The sequence below is a fragment of the Denitrovibrio acetiphilus DSM 12809 genome (assembly GCF_000025725.1).
Taxonomy (GTDB): domain Bacteria; phylum Chrysiogenota; class Deferribacteres; order Deferribacterales; family Geovibrionaceae; genus Denitrovibrio; species Denitrovibrio acetiphilus.
Window position 1 is genome coordinate 394,380 of record NC_013943.1, and the last position, 12,516, is coordinate 406,895.

General features: G+C 43.4%; 25 protein-coding genes. All 25 read left to right on the forward strand.

Annotated elements, in window-relative coordinates:
- The 25 genes from rplV to DACET_RS02015 all read left to right on the forward strand — a co-directional run bounded on the left by rplV (nucleotide 1) and on the right by DACET_RS02015 (nucleotide 12,514).
- A complete protein-coding gene (gene rplV / locus DACET_RS01900; RefSeq protein WP_013009721.1) occupies nucleotides 1-333 on the forward strand; it encodes a 50S ribosomal protein L22 in 333 nt (110 codons plus the stop codon).
- 11 nt (nucleotides 334-344) lie between these two features.
- Nucleotides 345-998, forward strand: coding sequence for a 30S ribosomal protein S3 (gene rpsC, locus DACET_RS01905; protein ID WP_013009722.1), 654 nt, complete (start codon nucleotides 345-347; stop codon nucleotides 996-998).
- A 2-nt stretch (nucleotides 999-1,000) separates the two neighbouring features.
- Nucleotides 1,001-1,429 (forward strand): 50S ribosomal protein L16, encoded by a 429-nt coding sequence (rplP, locus tag DACET_RS01910; protein ID WP_013009723.1) that lies wholly within the window; start codon nucleotides 1,001-1,003, stop codon nucleotides 1,427-1,429.
- A complete protein-coding gene (gene rpmC, locus DACET_RS01915; protein WP_013009724.1) occupies nucleotides 1,426-1,623 on the forward strand; it encodes a 50S ribosomal protein L29 in 198 nt (65 codons plus the stop codon). The genes rplP and rpmC overlap by 4 nt, the downstream gene beginning before the upstream one ends.
- Nucleotides 1,623-1,898: a 30S ribosomal protein S17 gene (gene rpsQ / locus DACET_RS01920; RefSeq protein WP_013009725.1), complete on the forward strand. Its 276-nt coding sequence runs from the start codon at nucleotides 1,623-1,625 to the stop codon at nucleotides 1,896-1,898. Before rpmC ends, rpsQ begins: the two co-directional genes overlap by 1 nt.
- Before the next feature lie 6 nt (nucleotides 1,899-1,904).
- The gene (gene rplN, locus DACET_RS01925; protein WP_013009726.1) at nucleotides 1,905-2,276 is read left to right on the forward strand and encodes a 50S ribosomal protein L14; all 372 of its coding nucleotides are present in this window, start codon (nucleotides 1,905-1,907) and stop codon (nucleotides 2,274-2,276) included.
- A gap of 12 nt (nucleotides 2,277-2,288) precedes the next feature.
- Complete coding sequence (gene rplX / locus DACET_RS01930; RefSeq protein ID WP_013009727.1) at nucleotides 2,289-2,618, forward strand: 50S ribosomal protein L24; 330 nt, start codon at nucleotides 2,289-2,291, stop codon at nucleotides 2,616-2,618.
- 13 nt (nucleotides 2,619-2,631) lie between these two features.
- On the forward strand, nucleotides 2,632-3,180 hold the full coding sequence (gene rplE, locus DACET_RS01935; RefSeq protein ID WP_013009728.1) for a 50S ribosomal protein L5: 549 nt from the start codon (nucleotides 2,632-2,634) through the stop codon (nucleotides 3,178-3,180).
- Between the two features lies 1 nt (nucleotide 3,181).
- Nucleotides 3,182-3,367, forward strand: a complete 186-nt coding sequence (locus tag DACET_RS01940; RefSeq protein ID WP_013009729.1) for a type Z 30S ribosomal protein S14 — start codon at nucleotides 3,182-3,184, stop codon at nucleotides 3,365-3,367.
- 19 nt (nucleotides 3,368-3,386) lie between these two features.
- On the forward strand, nucleotides 3,387-3,785 hold the full coding sequence (gene rpsH, locus DACET_RS01945; RefSeq protein WP_013009730.1) for a 30S ribosomal protein S8: 399 nt from the start codon (nucleotides 3,387-3,389) through the stop codon (nucleotides 3,783-3,785).
- Between the two features lie 13 nt (nucleotides 3,786-3,798).
- Nucleotides 3,799-4,338, forward strand: a complete 540-nt coding sequence (rplF, locus tag DACET_RS01950; protein ID WP_013009731.1) for a 50S ribosomal protein L6 — start codon at nucleotides 3,799-3,801, stop codon at nucleotides 4,336-4,338.
- A 12-nt stretch (nucleotides 4,339-4,350) separates the two neighbouring features.
- Complete coding sequence (rplR, locus tag DACET_RS01955) at nucleotides 4,351-4,716, forward strand: 50S ribosomal protein L18 (RefSeq protein ID WP_013009732.1); 366 nt, start codon at nucleotides 4,351-4,353, stop codon at nucleotides 4,714-4,716.
- Between the two features lie 5 nt (nucleotides 4,717-4,721).
- Nucleotides 4,722-5,225: a 30S ribosomal protein S5 gene (gene rpsE, locus DACET_RS01960; protein ID WP_041229802.1), complete on the forward strand. Its 504-nt coding sequence runs from the start codon at nucleotides 4,722-4,724 to the stop codon at nucleotides 5,223-5,225.
- A 12-nt stretch (nucleotides 5,226-5,237) separates the two neighbouring features.
- The gene (gene rplO, locus DACET_RS01965; RefSeq protein WP_013009734.1) at nucleotides 5,238-5,687 is read left to right on the forward strand and encodes a 50S ribosomal protein L15; all 450 of its coding nucleotides are present in this window, start codon (nucleotides 5,238-5,240) and stop codon (nucleotides 5,685-5,687) included.
- 3 nt (nucleotides 5,688-5,690) lie between these two features.
- A complete protein-coding gene (secY, locus tag DACET_RS01970) occupies nucleotides 5,691-7,001 on the forward strand; it encodes a preprotein translocase subunit SecY (protein ID WP_013009735.1) in 1,311 nt (436 codons plus the stop codon).
- Entirely contained in the window at nucleotides 6,998-7,645 is a 648-nt protein-coding gene (locus tag DACET_RS01975) for an adenylate kinase (protein ID WP_013009736.1), read from the forward strand. Before secY ends, DACET_RS01975 begins: the two co-directional genes overlap by 4 nt.
- The gene (gene map, locus DACET_RS01980; protein ID WP_013009737.1) at nucleotides 7,645-8,388 is read left to right on the forward strand and encodes a type I methionyl aminopeptidase; all 744 of its coding nucleotides are present in this window, start codon (nucleotides 7,645-7,647) and stop codon (nucleotides 8,386-8,388) included. Before DACET_RS01975 ends, map begins: the two co-directional genes overlap by 1 nt.
- A 6-nt stretch (nucleotides 8,389-8,394) precedes the next feature.
- Nucleotides 8,395-8,619 (forward strand): translation initiation factor IF-1, encoded by a 225-nt coding sequence (gene infA / locus DACET_RS01985; protein ID WP_013009738.1) that lies wholly within the window; start codon nucleotides 8,395-8,397, stop codon nucleotides 8,617-8,619.
- A 12-nt stretch (nucleotides 8,620-8,631) separates the two neighbouring features.
- A complete protein-coding gene (gene rpmJ, locus DACET_RS15890; protein WP_013009739.1) occupies nucleotides 8,632-8,745 on the forward strand; it encodes a 50S ribosomal protein L36 in 114 nt (37 codons plus the stop codon).
- A 12-nt stretch (nucleotides 8,746-8,757) separates the two neighbouring features.
- Nucleotides 8,758-9,126 carry a 30S ribosomal protein S13 gene (gene rpsM / locus DACET_RS01990; RefSeq protein ID WP_013009740.1) on the forward strand — a complete coding sequence of 123 codons (369 nt, stop codon included), beginning with the start codon at nucleotides 8,758-8,760 and terminating at the stop codon, nucleotides 9,124-9,126.
- Nucleotides 9,127-9,142: 16 nt separating this feature from the next.
- Nucleotides 9,143-9,526 carry a 30S ribosomal protein S11 gene (gene rpsK / locus DACET_RS01995; RefSeq protein ID WP_013009741.1) on the forward strand — a complete coding sequence of 128 codons (384 nt, stop codon included), beginning with the start codon at nucleotides 9,143-9,145 and terminating at the stop codon, nucleotides 9,524-9,526.
- 12 nt (nucleotides 9,527-9,538) lie between these two features.
- Entirely contained in the window at nucleotides 9,539-10,165 is a 627-nt protein-coding gene (gene rpsD / locus DACET_RS02000) for a 30S ribosomal protein S4 (protein WP_013009742.1), read from the forward strand.
- A 22-nt stretch (nucleotides 10,166-10,187) separates the two neighbouring features.
- Nucleotides 10,188-11,195, forward strand: a complete 1,008-nt coding sequence (locus DACET_RS02005; protein ID WP_013009743.1) for a DNA-directed RNA polymerase subunit alpha — start codon at nucleotides 10,188-10,190, stop codon at nucleotides 11,193-11,195.
- Nucleotides 11,196-11,549 carry a 50S ribosomal protein L17 gene (gene rplQ / locus DACET_RS02010; protein ID WP_013009744.1) on the forward strand — a complete coding sequence of 118 codons (354 nt, stop codon included), beginning with the start codon at nucleotides 11,196-11,198 and terminating at the stop codon, nucleotides 11,547-11,549.
- A gap of 356 nt (nucleotides 11,550-11,905) precedes the next feature.
- Complete coding sequence (locus tag DACET_RS02015) at nucleotides 11,906-12,514, forward strand: YrbL family protein (RefSeq protein WP_013009745.1); 609 nt, start codon at nucleotides 11,906-11,908, stop codon at nucleotides 12,512-12,514.
- The last annotated feature ends 2 nt before the right edge of the window (nucleotides 12,515-12,516 follow it).

A 12,516-nucleotide genomic window follows, 5' to 3' on the forward strand; every position in this document is an offset into this window, starting at 1 on the left:
ATGGAAGCTATAGCTCGTGCAAAATATCAGAGAGTTTCTCCTAGAAAGACACGCCCTGTAGCAGACCTTATAAGGGGTAAAAAAGTTGAGGAGGCTCTTGCCATCCTTAAATTTACTCCTAATAAAGGCGCTAAAATCCTTTACAAGGCTGTTAAATCCGCTGCAAGCAACGCAGAGGAGAACCACAACCACGCTGATGCTAGCCGTATGGTTGTGAAAGAGGTTAGAGTTGATCAGGGTCCTGTCTGGAAGAGATTCCTGCCAAGAGCCTATGGTAGAGCAACCGGTCTTCGCAAACCTACCAGCAACATAACAGTAGTTCTTTCTGACTAACGGAGGTATTTGTGGGACAGAAGGTAAACCCTAATGGATTCAGAGTTGGCGTGAACAAGCCGTGGAAATCGGTTTGGTATGCTAACAAAAAAGAATACAGGCAGCAGCTTCTTGAGGATATCAGAATAAGAAAATTCCTCAAAGACAGGCTTATGCAGGCTGGTCTCTCCCGAATCGGTATCGAACGTATGGGAACACGTGTCAGAATAACTCTGAACACATCACGCCCAGGTATTGTTATCGGTAAAAAGGGTTCAGAGATCGATAAGCTCAAAAAAGAGCTTAAGAAATTTACAAAATCAGAAGTGCTTCTTGTTATCAGAGAAGTCAAAAAGCCAGAGATCAACGCAGTTCTTGTAGCTGAGAACATCGCTATGCAGATCCAGCGTCGTGTGGCTTTCAGACGTGCTATGAAAAAAGCTGTACTTCAGGCAATGAAGTCAGGCGCACTCGGTATCAGAGTTGCGTGTGCGGGTCGTCTTGCTGGTGCTGATATGGCGAGAACTGAGTGGTATATCAAAGGTCGTGTGCCTCTGCAAACACTCAGAGCTGACATAGATTACGGCACAACAGAAGCTATGACCACTTACGGTATAATCGGTATCAAAGTCTGGGTCTTCACTGGTGAAGTTCTCGAAGACAGAAAATCCGAGGCAGGTGAGTAAACATGCTTATTCCAAAGAGACTTAAATACAGAAAGCAGTACAAAGGCCGGATCAAAGGCAAAGCCAGCAAAGGTAACTATGTGGCTTTCGGCGACTACGGTATTTCTGCTGCAGGCAAAGGGAAGCTCACAAGTCGCCAGATTGAAGCGGCAAGGATTGCGATTAACAGATACCTCAAAAGGGGTGGTAAAGTCGTTATCCGTATTTTCCCACACAAACCTGTTACTTCCAAACCTCTTGAGGTTAGACAAGGTAAAGGTAAAGGTGCTGTGGAATTCTATGTAGCTCCTGTTAAAGAGGGTACAATCCTCTATGAAGTAGGCGGCGTTACAGAAGAGCAGGCTCGCGAAGCATTCAGAAGAGCAGCTCATAAACTGCCTATCAAATGCAAATTCGTTAAAAGAGACGATATAGCGGAGGCTGCAGAATGAAAGCATCCGAACTGAAAGCAATGAAAGATGCTGAGCTGGTTGAGAAAGAGACTGAGCTCAGAGAAAATATCTTCAGAATGAAGTTCAAGCTTGCTACTGGGGACATCGAAGACAGTTCCCAGATCAAGAAGGCTAAAAAAGACATAGCTCGCATTAAGACCATACTTAACGAGCGTGCTATCGAGGAAAAATAATGGAAGCCAGGAACAACAGAAAGGTAAGAAAAGGGGTGGTTGTCAGCGACAAAATGGATAAAACCGTTGTTGTCAAAGTTCAAAACCTGAAACTCCATCCAAGGTATCAGAAGTTCATCAAGAGAAGTAAAAACTTCAAAGCCCACGATGAGAACAATGATTGCAGAATGGGCGACACAGTGGAGATCGTTGAAACACGTCCGCTTTCCAAAGATAAACACTGGAGAGTGACTAAAATCATCGAGCGTTCCGTTGAAGTTGCAAACGAGGGGTAACATAACATGATACAGGTAGAATCCAGACTGAGAGTTGCCGACAACTCCGGAGCTAAAGAAGTGCTTGTGATTAAAGTACTCGGTGGTTCTAAGATGCGTTACGGCAGAATCGGTGATATCATTGTCGCTACTGTGAAAGTGGCAGCTCCTGACAGTAACATTAAAAAAGGTACTGTTGTTAAAGGTGTTGTTGTACGTACTGCCAAAGAGCAGCGTAGAAATGACGGCACTTACATAAAGTTTGATGACAACGCTTGTGTTCTTCTGAACAAAACAACACTTGAGCCAATCGCAACCCGTGTTTTCGGGCCGGTTGCCAGAGAGCTTCGTGGGAAAGGATTTCTCAAAATCGTTTCCATGGCTCCTGAAGTACTGTAAGAGGGTGCATAAGTGAACGTAAAACTTAAACTTAAAACAGATGACCCTGTTATCGTTACCACTGGTAAAGATAAGGGAACTAAGTCAAAAGTCGTTAAGCTTGACAAAGCAGACGGTAAGGTTATCTGTGAGAATGTAAATGTGTCCAAGAAACACATGAAACCTAATCAGTTCAACCCGGATGGCGGCATTATGGATAAACCAATGCCTCTTAATATCTCTAACGTTGCGTACTACTGTAGTAAATGCAGTAAAGGCGTAAAGCTTGGTATTAAGGTACTTGAGTCCGGCAAGAAAGTTAGGTTCTGCAGATCTTGCGGCGAGATAATCGATAAGGACTAACGGAGAATAACTAATGGCGGAACTCAGAAGAATCTATAAAGAAGAGGTAGTACCGAAACTTACAGAAAAGTTCGGCTACAAGAACGTCATGCAGGTTCCTAAAGTCACAAAGGTCGTACTCAATATGGGTGTCGGCGAAGCGGTTACAAACTCTAAAGTTATAGAGGGTGCAATCAGAGACATGGAGCTCATTGCAGGACAGAAACCTGTCGTATGCAGAGCTAAAAAGTCAATCGCTACATTCAAACTGAGAGAAGGAATGCCTATCGGATGCAAAGTTACACTTCGCGGCGAAAGAGCTTATGAATTCCTCTACAGGCTGACTAGGATCGGACTTGCTAGGGTTAGAGACTTTCAGGGTGTAAACCCTAAGTCTTTTGATGGACGTGGAAACTACGCAATGGGGCTCAAAGAGCAGATCGTTTTTCCAGAGATAGACTACGATAAGATCGATAAGGTCCGTGGTTTCGACATCATTATAACCACAACTGCCAATACAGACGAAGAGGCTAGAGAGCTCCTTAGAGAACTCGGTATGCCTTTTGCAACTCAGGAGGCATAAATTGGCCACAAAAGCTAAATATCACAGTGCATTTCTTAAGAAGAAATACAAGGTAAGGGAAGATAACCGCTGTCCTATATGCGGAAGACCCAGGGCTTTTATGCGCAGATTCAATATGTGCAGACTTTGTTTTAGGAAGTTCGCGCTCGAGGGAGAGATCCCAGGCGTGAGAAAATCCAGCTGGTAATATATAAGGAGACTAAGTCATGGGAATGACAGATCCTATTGCTGATATGCTCGCAAGAATGCGTAACGCACTGATGGTGCGTCACCAGGAAGTAGTAGTACCTCATTCAAAGATGAAGGAGGCTATGGCAGTTCTTTTCTCAGAAGAGGGCTATGTAAGAGACTTCCGTGTAGCTAACGATGGCAATCGTAAAAATATAATTATACACCTTAAGTACAATGATCACGGCGAATCTGTAATTCGTGGTATGAAAAGGGTTTCAAAACCTGGTCAGAGAGTGTATGTGAACACAAAGAACCTTAAACCTGTTCTTGGCGGACTTGGTAATGGTGTTGTTTCAACATCACGCGGCATCAAAACCGTCAAGCAGTGCATAACTGAAAAAGTTGGCGGAGAATACATCTGCCAGATTTGGTAACGGAGAGTTTGTAATGTCCAGAATTGGTAAATTACCGATAGATATCCCAGCCGGAGTTAAAGTCGACCTTAAAGGCGCTAAACTCCACGTGGAAGGACCAAAAGGCAAGCTTGAGCAAGACATCCACTACAAGGCCGTTGTTAACATCGACGGCGCTGTTGTTAATGTAACAAGAGCGGATGAATCAAAGCTTTCCAGGTCTGTGCATGGTCTTACAAGGACACTTATCAACAACATGATAGTTGGCGTAACTACAGGGTACGAAAAGAAACTTGAAATAATAGGTGTAGGTTATAAAGTTGCTCAGAAGGGCAAAAACCTTGACTTCGCACTTGGTTTCTCTCACCCGGTAGAGTTTGTTCCGCCCGCAGGTATTGAACTTGTCGCTGATTCTCAGACAAAGATAACTGTTAAAGGAATCGACAAGCAGCTTGTAGGTCAGATTGCGGCAAACATACGTGAGCTGAGACCTCCAGAGCCATATAAAGGCAAAGGTGTTAGGTATCTCGGCGAATACGTCTTGAGAAAAGCCGGTAAGACCGGTAAAAAATAAGGAGTGTTGAAAGTGGCTAAGGTATCAAGAGCGACTGCCAGAGTCAGAAGGCATGTCCGCACAAGAAAGAAGATAAAAGGCACAACAGAAAGACCTAGACTCGCTGTTTTTAAAAGCAACAGCTATATATATGTTCAGGTCATAGATGATGTAAACGGCACTACACTTGTTACAGCCAGCTCACTCGAAAAGGAGCTGAAGGAAAAGTTCAAGAGCCGTGTGAATCTTGAGTCCGCAAAGGCAGTAGGTGCTGAAGTGGCTAAAAGAGCTTCCGAAAAAGGTATCAAATCTGTTATTTTTGACAGAGGCGGTTTCCTTTATCATGGCAGAATCAAAGCTCTCGCTGAAGCTGCCCGTGAAGCCGGTCTTGAGTTCTAAGGAGGATGACTTTGAACTTTAATAAAGACGATAACCAGATAGTTGACAAAGTTGTCAATATCGGAAGAGTAACAAAAGTTGTAAAGGGTGGTAGGATCTTTAAATTCACTGCTCTTGTTGTAGTGGGTGATATGAACGGTTCCGTTGGGATCGGATACGGTAAAGCACGTGAAGTGCCTGACGCTATTAAAAAAGCCCTCGAAAACGCTAAAAAGAGCATGGTTGCGGTTCCTGTTGTTAACGGTACTATTCCTCATGAAATCATCGGAGAATTCGTTTCTTCTGAAATCGTGATGAAACCGGCGGCACCTGGTACTGGTATCATCTCCGGAGGCGTAACACGTTCACTCTTTGAGCTTGCTGGTGTTCAGAACATACTTTGCAAGTCTACAAGAAGTAGAAACGCCTATAACTCCCTTTACGCTGTTATGGACGGATTTAAAAAAATAAGAACACTGGAAGATGTTGCCGAAGCTAGAGGCAAAACTATCCAGGAAATTATCAGGTAAGAGGTTATATAAATGGAACTTCATGATCTGAAACCGGCAGTAGGCGCCAATAAGAAGAGAAAAAGAGTTGGTCGAGGCAGCGGTAGCGGTCTTGGTACAACTTCCGGTAAAGGTACTAAAGGTCAGAAAGCAAGATCTGGCGGCGGTGTTAGACCCGGATTCGAAGGCGGCCAGATGCCTCTTAATAGAAGACTTCCTAAAAGAGGTTTTAATAACGCAAGATTTGCCACTGTTTACGAAATTGTAAACCTTGACTCTATCGAAGCCAAATATACAGACGGAGAGGTTGTTAACCTTGAAACTCTGAAAGAGAAAAACCTTGTTGCAGGCAACAAAAACGGCATTAAAATTCTCGCAGAAGGTGAGCTTACTAAAAAGCTTAAATTTGAGATCAACAAGATGTCTGGTTCTGCTCAGGAAAAATGTGAAAAAGCTGGCTGCGAAGTAGTCATACTGGGGTAATTAATGTTTAAAAAAGTTGAAGAGATATTCTCTATACCGGAACTTAGAAGAAGAATACTGTGGACTCTGTTTTTTCTGTTTGTATACAGAATTGGTGCTCACGTTCCCACTCCCGGTATCGATGGCGAAGCACTTAGCCAGTTTTTTGCACAACAATCAGGCAACCTGCTCGGATTTTTCGACATGTTTACCGGTGGTGCACTTTCGAAACTGACTGTGTTTGGTCTGGGTATCATGCCCTACATCTCAGCTGCTATTATACTTGAGCTGATGACTGTTGCTGTTCCGCATCTTGCAGAACTTAAAAAGCGCGGTCAGGAAGGGCGTGATAAGATCACAAGATATACAAGATACGGTACAGTTGCCATATCCCTTGTTCAGGGGATGGGTATCGCAATCGGACTGGAGGGGATGACATCTCCCGGTGGTTCACCTGTTGTAATGTTTCCCGGTACGGGTTTCAGGATAGTTACTGCTATCACTCTTACAACTGGTACTGTATTTCTTATGTGGCTTGGTGAGAAAATCTCTGAAAAAGGTCTCGGTAACGGTATATCTGTAATCATTTTTGCGGGTATTATCGCAGGATTTCCATCAGCGGTGAGCAGGACTCTTACGCTGGTTCAGACTGGTGAAGTGCAGCTGATAACAATTATAGCCGTGCTCGCCATAATACTCGCTGTTACTGCGGCCATAGTCTTCATGGAGACATCCAGCAGAAGGCTACCAATACAATACGTTAGAAAAGGCGGCGGTGGGAAAGGCAATGTTGCCACTTCCTACCTCCCCCTTAAGTTAAACCCGGCGGGTGTAATCCCGATCATTTTCGCTATGTCCATCCTTGCTTTCCCAAGCACACTTGCGTCATTCAGCGAAAATCTTCTTGTTCAGAAGATCAGCTTTTTTCTGTCTCCGAGCTCATGGGTATATTACGCTGTGACACTCGGATTCATCATCTTCTTTACATACTTTTACACCTCTATCATTTTTAACCCGGATGACATTGCTGAAAACATTAACAAGTCCGGCGGGGTTATTCCTGGTAAAAGACCGGGTGTTGAAACTGCTAAGTTTATAGACTTCACTCTTTCAAGATTAACATTCGTAGGTGCACTGTACCTCGGTGCTGTGGCTATCCTGCCGCAGTTAATCATAAGGGGCTTTAATGTGCCTTTTTACTTCGGAGGCACATCTATACTCATCGTTATCGGCGTTGGGATGGATGTAATATCGAAAATCGAGGCGCACCTTGTAACACATAATTATGACGGCTTTCTCAAAAAAGGCCGTATACAAGGGAGGAGCATGATATGATTAACCTTATCTTCCTGGGCCCTCCGGGGGCTGGTAAAGGTACTCAGTCTGCGAGAATTATTGATGATTATAAAGTTGTTCAGATATCCACCGGTGATCTCTTACGTGCTGCTGTAAAAGCTGGCACATCCCTCGGGAAAGAGGCTAAGGTTTATATGGATGGCGGGCAGCTTGTTCCTGACACTCTGATCATTAACATGATGAAAGAGCGATTTGAGTCTGATGACTGTAAAAACGGGTTTATCCTTGATGGCTTTCCAAGAACAACAGCACAGGCAGAAGCTCTTGACTCTATGCTTGAAAATGAGCTGAAGACATCTATTACACATATCATCAGCCTTGAAGTTGATGATGAAGTTGTAGTGAAAAGAAACACCGGAAGACGTGTGTGTCCTAAATGCGGCGCAACATATCACATAAAATTTAATCCTTCAAAAGAGGGTGGGATTTGTGATAATGACAGCGAAACACTTGTTCACAGGGATGATGACCGCGAGGAAACTATCCGTAAAAGACTCGGTGTTTATCACGAGACAACTGCACTTTTAAAAGATTATTACGGCAAAACAGGAAAATTCGCTGAACTCAACGGTGATGACGCGCCTGAAAATGTTTATGCCAAAATCAAGGAAATACTTGGCTGATGGTAGTTATCAAGTCTAAAGCAGAACTTGAAAAAATGCGCGTTGCCTGTGGCATCGTGCGTGAAGTACTTGAAAAGCTAGAAGATTTCATCAAACCGGGAATGACAACATTAGATGTTGACAAATTTGTAGAGAATATTATAAACTCTCGGGATGCTGTGCCGTCCTTCAAGGGCTATCATGGCTTTCCGGCCGCTGCGTGCACATCTGTTAATGAAGTAGTTGTTCATGGAATACCCGGAGAAAGAAAGTTAAATAGCGGTGATATTGTGAGCGTTGACGTAGGGGCCTACATTAACGGCTTCCACGGGGATGCAGCTCGCACTTATCCTGTTGGGGATATATCTGAGGAATCAGAGAGACTGATTAGAGTGACAAAAGAGTCATTCTTTGAAGGTATAAAAAAAGCTGTAGCCGGTGGTCGGCTTACTGACATCTCACACGAGATTCAGGTTTATGTCGAAAAGCATGGCTATGGCGTAGTAAGAGACTTTTTCGGTCACGGAATCGGTAGAGAACTGCACGAAGAACCATCAATCCCCCATTATGGGAGAGCAAACAGAGGTTTGCGGCTGCGTGCAGGGATGGTGCTCGCTGTGGAACCAATGGTTACCGCAGGGCATTATAGTGTTAGAACCCTCAACGACGGCTGGACTGCTGTTACAGAAGACAGCAGCTTAGCGGCACATTACGAAAATACTATAGCCATCACACCGAACGAACCGGAAATATTAACGTTGTAAAGGTATATGGGAAAAAAAGAAGACGTAATCGAGACCATAGGGACAGTGTTAGAATCACTTCCCAATGCGATGTTTAAGGTAGAGCTTGAAAACAAGCACGTGATACTGTCGCACTTATCCGGAAAGATGAGAATGCACTTTATCAGGATACTCCCTGGGGACAAGGTTACTGTGGAGCTTTCTCCCTATGACCTTTCCCGTGGTAGAATAACCTACCGACACAAGAAATGACGGGGTGGAACAATGAAAGTCAGGGCTAGTGTAAAGCCTATTTGCAGCAAATGCAAAATCATAAAACGTAAGGGGATCGTCAGAATTATCTGCGAAAATCCCAGACATAAGCAGAGACAAGGTTAAAGGAGGCTTTTTGTGGCAAGAATAGCTGGTGTAGACATCCAGAACAACAAAAAAGTCGAGGTTGGCCTTACAAACATCTATGGTGTAGGTCGTGCTACAGCAAGATTGATTCTTGCTGATATCAACGTTGACCTCTCCAAGAGAATTGGTGATCTTTCTGAGCAGGATATCTCTGCTATTAGAAAATTTATCGAAGACAACCTCACTGTTGAGGGCGACCTCCGTAAGGAAACAGCGCTTAACATTAAAAGGCTTATGGAAATCAACTGTTATCGTGGCTCCAGACATAAGATGCATCTTCCTTGCAGAGGTCAGAAGACCAGAAGTAACGCAAGGACAAGACGTGGTCTTGCCGGTAAGCGCGGTATCAAGAAAAAGTAAGGGGTAGATTGCTAAAATGGCTAAAAAAAGCTCTAAGAAAAGAGAGAAAAAGAACGTACCGAAGGGTGTTGCCCATATCAGGTCAACTTTCAATAATACCATCGTTACATTCACCGATGTAAACGGCAACGCTGTTACATGGGCAGCCGGCGGCGGAGTGGGCTTCAAAAACTCACGTAAATCCACCCCCTTCGCTGCGCAGATTGCAGCAGAGCAGGCAGCTAAAAAAGCTGTGGACAACGGTATGCGTGAAGTAGAAGTGAACGTGAAAGGTCCAGGTGCCGGTCGCGAGAGCGCTATTCGTGCTATTGCCGCTGCTGGGCTAAAGATAACTGTTATAAGGGACGTAACACCTGTTCCTCATAATGGTTGTAGACCCAGAAAGAAGAGAAGAGTGTAACGGAGGTCCAAGTTGGCTAGGTATACAGGAGCAGTATGTAAACTCTGCCGTAGAGAGGGCATGAAGCTTTTCCTTAAAGGAGAGCGCTGCTACAAAGATAAATGCGGATTTGAGAAAAAACCTTATCCTCCCGGTCAGCACGGACAGGGTCGCAAAAAAATTAGCGACTTTGGTACCCAGCTGCGTGAGAAACAAAAGGTTAAAAGGCTATATGGCGTACTGGAAAAACAATTCAGACGTTATTTTGACAAAGCAACCAGAATGGATGGCATCACTGGTGAAAACCTTCTTCAGCTTCTTGAAAGAAGACTTGATAACATTGTCTACAGAGCAGGATTTGCGGGAAGCCGCAAAGAAGCAAGACAAATGGTTAAACACAGCCACTTTCTTATAGACGGCAAAAAGGTTGACATCCCTAGTTTTCTTGTCAAGCCTGGCATGGTTATAGAGGTTCGTGAAAAGAGCCAAAATGTTTCCAGATTTAAAGACTGTCTGGACACTGCCGAAGGACGCGGTGTTTCTGACTGGCTCGCTCTGGAGAAATCTAACTTTAAGGCTGTTGTAAACAGATTGCCTGAAAGAGATGACATTGGTTATGACATTCAGGAACACCTGATCGTGGAACTTTACTCTAAGTAAGTTTTACACGGAGGTTAAGATAATGGTCATCATGAACTTTCATGAAATCATAAAGCCCAGAAAAATAGAAGCCGTGGGCGAAGTCACTGACAGATACGGCGAATATGTTGCGGAGCCTTACGAGAAAGGTTTCGGAATCACTATCGGAAACGCACTACGCAGAGTTCTCCTTGCTACTATTGAAGGGACTGCTGTAGTAGGCGTTAAGATAGATGGTGTAAGTAACGAGTTTGCTACACTTGAAGGTGTTTATGAAGATGTCGTTGATATCCTTATGAACATTAAGATGCTGGACCTTAAGCTGCATACACATGAAACAAGACGTGTGTATATTAAGAAAACAGGTGAGGGACCCGTGACAGCCGGTGATATTACTGGCGACACTATGGTTGAGATACTGACACCAGATCAGCATATATGCACTATCACTGACCCGAACAAAGAACTCAACATGGAATTCGTTGTTCAGAGGGGAATAGGATATGTACCTGCTGAAGAGCTGGAGAAGGATTACGACGAAATCGATATGCTTTCCGTTGATGCAGTATTCACACCTATTAAAAAGGTGAACTACCATGTGGATAACGCGCGTGTCGGTCAGTCTACTGACTATGACAGGCTCACTCTGGAAGTTGAAACCGACGGTTCCATCAACCCTGAGGACGCGATAGGTTTCGCAGCTAAGATTATTAAAGATCAGATGAACCTTTTCATCAATTTTGATGAACCTGTGGTTGAAGTCAAACAGGATGAGGAAGAAAATCAGAATGATCAGCTTCTTGATCTGCTCGATAAGAGCATAGAAGAACTTGAGCTCTCTGTTCGCGCCTATAACTGTCTGAAAAATGCCAACATCAAAACTCTTGCAGAACTCTGCATGAAAACTGATGCTGAGATGCTTAAGACCAAAAACTTTGGTAGAAAGTCACTTGAAGAGATTAAGAAAGTTCTTCAGGAACTTGGACTTTCACTCGGTATGGATCTTGAGGCCATAGGGTATAATAACAGCATGGAATCGGAGGAAGAATAGATGCGCCATAAAGTAAGCGGATTCAAACTCGGCAGAAAACCAGCACACAGAAAGGCTATGGTTCGTAACCTTGCCACTTCTCTGTTGGAAAACGGCCGTATTGAAACAACCGTTACAAGAGCGAAGGCACTTCGTATGTTCGTTGAGCCCCTCGTGACTCTTGGAAAGAGGGGTGACCTTGCAGCACGCAGACGCGCTATGCAAAAGCTCCCTAATAAGGCGGTTGTTCACAAACTTTTCGACGAGATTGCTCCTAAGTTCAGTGAGCGTCCCGGCGGATATACAAGAATTGTAAAAACTGGTTTTCGTCAGGGCGATATGGCTCCGATGGCGATCATAGAGTTTGTAGACTAATAATATATTAAGGCGATCTTCGGGTCGCCTTTTTTTATGCAGTTGAAGACAGAACACCACGCAGTTATGCGTGGATGAATGAGCCTTTCGGCGGTATAATCTGCTGTGCAAGTCATTAAATCAGCTCACAGTATTAGTATATTTAGTACATTGAAACCTACTTAAAATTGAATCTTTGTACGTTGACTGTGTTTAATTTGAGTACAAAAGGCTGATTTTAGTACTCCTTAACTTGATTTTAATTATATTAGGTATTGTAAATAATCTACACCATTAAGCTTTTTATTAAATTATCCTTAACTGTGCATTCACTGTGGTAAAAATGCTATGTTTAGTGTATTAAATTGCAAGGTGAAATGAACATACTTCAATTAGGACAAAACTACTTTTTGGCATCTGGACACCAGCGTATGTGTTATGTGCATCCTCATGATGAGAGTAAGGTAATCAAAGTTGCTAAGTTTGCGGAATCCACAGTAAATATAAAAAATCAAAACCTTATTGATTTTTTTTATAGCAAAATTATTGAAGACCGCATTAATGACTTATCCCATATTACAAGATGTTATGGTTGGGTGAGTACTTCTATGGGGGAAGGTCTCGTAGTTGACAGAGTACAGAATTATGATGGTACTCCAGTATGTTCATTTTACGATGCCGTTTTGGCTAGTGTGCTTCCGACAGAATTAGAAAGGAAGCTTATAAGTGATTTAAATAAATACCTATCTGTTAACCAACTCTTATTTGTTGATGCAGTGCTGCTAAACATATTACTGCAAAAAATAAACGCTGATGAGTACAAACTCGTTATAGTTGATGGACTCGGAGCCAGGAAACTGACTTTGAAGTATGCTTTGGAAAATGCTGTATATCCCCTGCGGAAATACAAAATTACTAAGCAGGCGTTAAGGCTTATAAAGGACTACAAAAAAGTCAAGGCGCGTGCTGAGCTCAATTCACTATAGAA

Bases quoted from the DNA above. Each gene is read 5' to 3' on its own strand.
- rplV (WP_013009721.1), top strand. From the start codon at position 1: ATGGAAGCTATAGCTCGTGCAAAATATCAGAGAGTTTCTCCTAGAAAG.
- rplP (WP_013009723.1), top strand. From the start codon at position 1,001: ATGCTTATTCCAAAGAGACTTAAATACAGAAAGCAGTACAAAGGCCGG.
- rpmC (WP_013009724.1), top strand. From the start codon at position 1,426: ATGAAAGCATCCGAACTGAAAGCAATGAAAGATGCTGAGCTGGTTGAG.
- rpsQ (WP_013009725.1), top strand. From the start codon at position 1,623: ATGGAAGCCAGGAACAACAGAAAGGTAAGAAAAGGGGTGGTTGTCAGC.
- rplN (WP_013009726.1), top strand. From the start codon at position 1,905: ATGATACAGGTAGAATCCAGACTGAGAGTTGCCGACAACTCCGGAGCT.
- rplE (WP_013009728.1), top strand. From the start codon at position 2,632: ATGGCGGAACTCAGAAGAATCTATAAAGAAGAGGTAGTACCGAAACTT.
- rpsH (WP_013009730.1), top strand. From the start codon at position 3,387: ATGGGAATGACAGATCCTATTGCTGATATGCTCGCAAGAATGCGTAAC.
- rplF (WP_013009731.1), top strand. From the start codon at position 3,799: ATGTCCAGAATTGGTAAATTACCGATAGATATCCCAGCCGGAGTTAAA.
- rpsE (WP_041229802.1), top strand. From the start codon at position 4,722: ATGACTTTGAACTTTAATAAAGACGATAACCAGATAGTTGACAAAGTT.
- rplO (WP_013009734.1), top strand. From the start codon at position 5,238: ATGGAACTTCATGATCTGAAACCGGCAGTAGGCGCCAATAAGAAGAGA.
- secY (WP_013009735.1), top strand. From the start codon at position 5,691: ATGTTTAAAAAAGTTGAAGAGATATTCTCTATACCGGAACTTAGAAGA.
- DACET_RS01975 (WP_013009736.1), top strand. From the start codon at position 6,998: ATGATTAACCTTATCTTCCTGGGCCCTCCGGGGGCTGGTAAAGGTACT.
- map (WP_013009737.1), top strand. From the start codon at position 7,645: ATGGTAGTTATCAAGTCTAAAGCAGAACTTGAAAAAATGCGCGTTGCC.
- infA (WP_013009738.1), top strand. From the start codon at position 8,395: ATGGGAAAAAAAGAAGACGTAATCGAGACCATAGGGACAGTGTTAGAA.
- rpmJ (WP_013009739.1), top strand. From the start codon at position 8,632: ATGAAAGTCAGGGCTAGTGTAAAGCCTATTTGCAGCAAATGCAAAATC.
- rpsK (WP_013009741.1), top strand. From the start codon at position 9,143: ATGGCTAAAAAAAGCTCTAAGAAAAGAGAGAAAAAGAACGTACCGAAG.
- DACET_RS02005 (WP_013009743.1), top strand. From the start codon at position 10,188: ATGGTCATCATGAACTTTCATGAAATCATAAAGCCCAGAAAAATAGAA.
- rplQ (WP_013009744.1), top strand. From the start codon at position 11,196: ATGCGCCATAAAGTAAGCGGATTCAAACTCGGCAGAAAACCAGCACAC.
- DACET_RS02015 (WP_013009745.1), top strand. From the start codon at position 11,906: ATGAACATACTTCAATTAGGACAAAACTACTTTTTGGCATCTGGACAC.